General features: G+C 72.0%; 6 protein-coding genes. 4 read left to right on the forward strand and 2 right to left on the reverse strand.

Annotated elements, in window-relative coordinates; genetic code table 11:
* From BGO22_RS21685 to BGO22_RS21695, 3 genes are all read left to right on the forward strand, one after another.
* The coding region (locus tag BGO22_RS21685; protein WP_286852418.1) for an ATP-binding cassette domain-containing protein at positions 1 to 602 on the forward strand (602 nt) is incomplete at its 5' end.
* A complete protein-coding gene (locus BGO22_RS21690) occupies positions 589 to 1,302 on the forward strand; it encodes an ABC transporter ATP-binding protein (RefSeq protein WP_070398209.1) in 714 nt (237 codons plus the stop codon). The genes BGO22_RS21685 and BGO22_RS21690, both read left to right, overlap by 14 nt.
* Before the next feature lie 52 nt (positions 1,303 to 1,354).
* Positions 1,355 to 2,860: an amidase gene (locus tag BGO22_RS21695; protein WP_070398208.1), complete on the forward strand. Its 1,506-nt coding sequence runs from the start codon at positions 1,355 to 1,357 to the stop codon at positions 2,858 to 2,860.
* 19 nt (positions 2,861 to 2,879) lie between these two features.
* Here BGO22_RS21695 and BGO22_RS21700 read toward each other — a convergent pair whose 3' ends face one another.
* Positions 2,880 to 3,794: an AraC family transcriptional regulator gene (locus BGO22_RS21700; protein WP_070398207.1), complete on the reverse strand. Its 915-nt coding sequence runs from the start codon at positions 3,792 to 3,794 to the stop codon at positions 2,880 to 2,882.
* Positions 3,795 to 3,798: 4 nt separating this feature from the next.
* Complete coding sequence (locus tag BGO22_RS21705; RefSeq protein WP_070398206.1) at positions 3,799 to 4,359, reverse strand: NADPH-dependent FMN reductase; 561 nt, start codon at positions 4,357 to 4,359, stop codon at positions 3,799 to 3,801.
* 279 nt (positions 4,360 to 4,638) lie between these two features.
* Between BGO22_RS21705 and BGO22_RS21710 the strand changes: the two genes are divergently transcribed.
* The coding region (locus tag BGO22_RS21710; protein WP_286852419.1) for a VOC family protein at positions 4,639 to 4,973 on the forward strand (335 nt) is incomplete at its 3' end.

Genomic DNA, 4,973 nt, shown 5'->3' on the forward strand with positions numbered 1-4,973 from the left:
AAAGCACGCTGTTCAAGACGCTCACGGGCCAGCAGGCGCCGAGCGCGGGCCGCGTGCGCATCCTGGGCCGCGAGGTCAATGGCTTCGAGCGCCACGAGATCGCCCGGCTGGGCGTGGGCGTGAAGACCCAGGTGTCCAGCGTGTTCGACGGCCTCACGGTGGACGCCAGCCTGCGCGTGGCCGCCGGCCGCCACCGCGCGCGCCGCCCGGTGGGTTCGGTGGTCGACGAGGTGCTCGATCAGCTGCGCCTGGGCGCGGTGCGCCGGCGCCAGCTGGGCGCGCTCTCGCACGGTCAGCGCCAGTGGGTGGAGCTGGGTATGGTGCTCGCGACCGACCCGCGGCTGGTGCTGCTGGACGAGCCGGTGGCCGGCATGAGCGAGGAGGAGACCGCGCGCACGGCCGAGCTGATCCTGTCCATGCGCGGCGCGGGCCGCGCCATCGTGGTGGTGGAGCACGATATGCGCTTCGTGCGCCGCATCGCCGAGCGTGTGACAGTGCTGCACCGCGGCGCCGTGCTGCGCGACGGGGCCGTGGACGCGGTGCTGGCCGACCCCGTGGTGCGCGACGTCTACCTGGGCCGAGAGGAGCATGTGCGTGCTTGAACTGCAAGGCATCCGTGGCGGCTACGGCCGCATCAACGTGCTCGACGGCGTCTCGCTGTCGGTGGGCGAGGGCGAGTTCCTCGGCGTGCTGGGGCACAACGGCATGGGCAAGACCACGCTCATGCGCGCCATCGTGGGCGAGATCGCGCTGACGGCGGGCACGCTGCGCTGGCGGGGCCAGTCGATCGCGGGCCTGCCCACGCACCGGCGCGTGGCGCTGGGCATCGGCTACGTGCCGCAGGGCCGGCGCATCTTCCCGCTGCTGTCGGTGCGCGAGAACCTGCTGTTCGCGGCCTCGGTGCACGGGCGGCGCGAGGCGGCGCGCGTGGTGGACGAGGTGCTGGCCGACTTCCCCGCGCTGGCGCGCCTGCTGGAGCGCCCCGGCGGCCTGCTGAGCGGCGGCGAGCAGCAGATCCTGGCGCTGGCGCGTTGCCTGTGCACGCGGCCCACGCTGGTGCTGCTGGACGAACCCACCGAGGGCATACAGCCCTCCATCATCGAGGACATGGTGGTGCTGCTGCGCGCGCTGCGCGAGCGCCACCGCCTGTCCATCGTGCTGGTCGAGCAGAACCTCGACTTTCTGCGCGCCCTGTCCGACCGCATCGTGGTGCTGGAGAAGGGCCGCACCGTGCGCGAGGCCCGCGCCAGCGACGCCGCCGCGATGGCGGCGCTGGTCGAGTCGGCCGAGTTCGCGGGCTGAGGCGGCGCGACCAGCGCCCGCCGATCTCCAACAAGACTTTCAAGGGAACACCATGGCATTCCATCTGCCGAACAAGGACCGCCTGCGTTACCTGGGCGAGGAACTGGGCATCGACGTCGACGCCGACTACGCGCAGACCGTGCTGGACATGCTGGCCCCGCTGGTGCCCGAGTTCCGCACCGTCGACCGCCTGCCCGACCAGACCCTGCCCGTGCGCTACCCGCGCGCCGGCGGCACGCGGCCCGAGGCGAAGGACAACCCCTGGGGCGCCTGGTCGGTGCGCTGCGACATCCGTGGCGCGGCCGAGGGTCCGCTGGCGGGCAAGACGGTGGCGATCAAGGACAACGTGCAGATCGCCGGCGTGCCCATGATGAACGGCGCCTCGCTGCTGGAAGGCTATGCACCCGAGGGCGACGCCACGCTGGTCACGCGCATCCTGGACGCGGGCGGCCACATCGTGGGCAAGTCGGCCTGCGAGTACTTCTCCTTCTCGGGCGGAAGCGCCACGAGCGCGGGTGGCCCGGTGAACAGCCCGCGCAATCCGGGCCACACGCCGGGTGGCTCCACCACCGGCAGCGCCGCGCTGCTGGCGGCGGGCGAGGTGGACTTGGCCATCGGCGCCGACCAGGCCGGCTCCATCCGCATCCCGGCCTCGTTCTCGGGCATCGTGGGCCTCAAGCCCACCTATGGCCTCGTGCCCTACACCGGCGTCATGGGCCTGGACCACAGCATCGACCACGTGGGGCCTATGGCGCGCGACGTGGCCGGCGTGGCCTTGCTGCTGGAGGCGATCGCGGGCGAGGACGGCATCGACGGCCGCCAGCGCGGCGTGCGGGTGGAGCGCTACACCCAGGGCCTGGACCGTGGCGTGAAGGGGCTGCGCATCGGCGTGGTGAAGGAGTCCTTCGGCTGGCCCGAGTCGCACCCGGGCACCGACAGCGCCGTGCGCGCGGCCGTCGAGGCGCTGCGCGCGGCGGGCGCGGTGGTCGACGAGGTCTCGGTGCCCTGGCACCGCCATGGCTTCGCGATCTGGAGCGCCATCGCCAACGAAGGCACTTACCACACGCTCTACGGCGGGCAGGGTGCGGGTCACCTCACCACGGGCGCGTACCCACTGTCGCTGATGACCGCGCTGGGCGGCCTGCGCGCGCGTGCCAACGAGATGCCGCACACGCTGAAGATCGGCATGCTGCTCGGCGCTTACCTGCACCAGCAGTACCAGGGCCGTTTCTACGCCAAGGCGCAGAACCTGCGCCGGCGCCTGCGCGCGGCCTACGACGAGGCGCTGGCCGGCCGCGAGCTGTTGCTCATGCCCACCACGCCCTTCCCCACGCTGCCCATTCCATCCGACGATGCGCCGGTGGCCGAGGTGATCCAGCACAGCTGGACCATGCTGGCCAACACCAGCCCCTTCGATCTCACCGGCCACCCCGCGGTCAGCGTGCCCTGCGGCGAGGCGGACGGCAAACCGGTGGGCCTGATGCTGATCGGTCGCCACTTCGACGACGCGCTGGTGCTGCGCGTCGCGGCCGACCACGAGCGCCGCCACGCGGGCTGAGGCTACGCGGACGGCGCCTTCAGTGCTGGCGCCGTCCGCCCACGCCGCCCAGCGCGGTGCGGTAGGCGCGCGGCGACAGGCCCGTGGCCTTGCCGAAGGCGCGCGCCAGGTGATCGGCGCCGGAAAAGCCGCTGTCGCGCGCCACCGTGTCCATGGGCAGGGTGGTGCGCTCCAGCAGGCGGCGCGCGTGCGCCACGCGCAGGTCACCCACGTACTGCAGCGGCGAGCGGCCGGTGGAGGCCTTGAAGCAGCGCAGGAAGTGAAACTTGGAGAAGCCCGTGATGGCAGCGAGCTCGTCCAGGCTCAGGTCCTGCGTGAGGTGTTCCTTGATGTGGTCGATGAGCCGCTTGAGCACGGCCGGCGGCAGCTTGCGCACCGCCGGGCCGGCGCGCCCGCGCGCGCCCCACTGCTGGCCAAGCTCGTTGGCGATCACGGCGCAGTAGCTGTCCACCATCAGCCGCGGGCTGGCGCTGGAGGCGTGCTGCATGAACTGCGTCACCAACTGGTAGATGGTGGGGTTGGCGAAGCCACGCTGCGACAGCTGCCACAGCCCATCGCCGGGGTTGCGGTGGCCCAGTTCGTCGAGCAGGCCATTCAGGTCGTCGGCCGACAGCGCCAGCAGTGTGACGTCGGCATAGCCGTCCTTGCACCAGCGATAGGCGTTGCCGGCGGGAAAGACGTGCAGCGGGTGCGGGTGGCTGCTGAAGTGGTCGCGAAAGCCCCAGCCGAAGTCGAACAGCGCGCGCTTGAGCCGGTACTCGTTGGCGGCCAGCAGCACCACCTCGTCCAGCGGCGGGATCTCCACCGTGTGCGCCTCGAAGGTGCAGTGGATCAAGGTGCCGCGGCAGCGGCCCGCGAGGGGCGTGACCTGGTCGAGGCGGTAGCTGGGCGAGCGCGACAGCACGCTCGCCAGGGGGGTGGCCGGGGCGCCCACGGGCTCAGCCGCGGGCCTTGTTCGCCGCCACGAAGGCGGCGAAGGCCTTCATGTAGTTGCGCAGGAATTCCTCGGTGCTGGCATCGGTGACGCGGCCGTCCTCGGCCACCAGGTCCTTCTTGAACTGGATGTAGGCCTCGGGCTGCATCATCTGCGGCGCGTTGCAAAAGTTGAGCACGGCGCGCAGGTGCGCCTGGGCCAGCGCGGTGCCGATGGCGCCCACCGAGGCGCCGATGACGCCCGAGGGCTTGCCCGTGAACGAGTTCTTGCCCCAGGGGCGCGACCCCCAGTCGATCGCGTTCTTCAGGCCGCCCGGGATGGAGCGGTTGTATTCGGGTGTGACGAAGAGCAGGGCGTCGGCGTCGGCGATGGCCTGCTTGAAGGCCGTGGCCACGGCCGGGTAGCTGGCGTCGTGGTCGTGGCTGTACAGCGGCAGGTCCTTGATCGGGATCTCGTGCATCACCAGTTCCGCCGGCGCGAGCTTGACCAAGGCCTTGGCGAGCTGGCGGTTGATGGAGGCGCTGGCGAGGCTGCCGATGATGTAGCCGACCTTGTGCTGGGCCATGGAGGATCTCCTGCGGGGTGGATGGGCGCGTGGCCCGGGTGGTCGGGGCATTGTTGGTCAGCGCCCAATCCCGACCAAACGATGGGGGCTCGGCGCGCGCCCTCCCGGTCCGGGGATTGCCTACACTGGCCGCTCCGTTCGCGACCCGACGAGGCCTTCCATGCTCCAGCTGCGACCCCCTTGCGAGCGCTGCCGCGCCGACCGGCCACCCGAGGCGCGCCACGAGCGCGTGCTCCAGCCGCGGCGCTGCGCGGCATCCCGTTGACGAAGGGGGCCCGCGTGTTCTCCCACATCCACCTCGGCGTGAGCGACTTCGATCGGGCGCTGGCCTTCTACCGGCAACTGATGCCCGTGCTCGGCATCCGCGAGCGCTTCTGCGAGCCCGAGCGGCCCTGGGCCGGCTGGCAGTCGGCGCCCGGCCTGCGCCCGCTGTTCCTCATCGGTCGCCCGCACGACGCGCAGGCCCACGCGGTGGGCAATGGCCAGATGGTGGCCTTCCTGGCCGAGCGCCGCGCCACCGTGGACCGCGCCCACGCCGTGGCGCTGGCCAGCGGCGGCTCCTGCGAGGGCCCGCCCGGGCCGCGCCCCGAGTACCACGCCCACTACTACGGCGC

The sequence above is a fragment of the Hydrogenophaga sp. 70-12 genome (assembly GCF_001897365.1).
Taxonomy (GTDB): Bacteria; Pseudomonadota; Gammaproteobacteria; order Burkholderiales; family Burkholderiaceae_C; genus Hydrogenophaga; species Hydrogenophaga borbori.

What these genes read in the sequence shown, in the direction of transcription:
- BGO22_RS21690 (WP_070398209.1), top strand. Translation starts at nt 589, where the DNA reads ATGTGCGTGCTTGAACTGCAAGGCATCCGTGGCGGCTACGGCCGCATC.
- BGO22_RS21695 (WP_070398208.1), top strand. Translation starts at nt 1,355, where the DNA reads ATGGCATTCCATCTGCCGAACAAGGACCGCCTGCGTTACCTGGGCGAG.
- BGO22_RS21705 (WP_070398206.1), bottom strand. Translation starts at nt 4,359, where the DNA reads ATGGCCCAGCACAAGGTCGGCTACATCATCGGCAGCCTCGCCAGCGCC.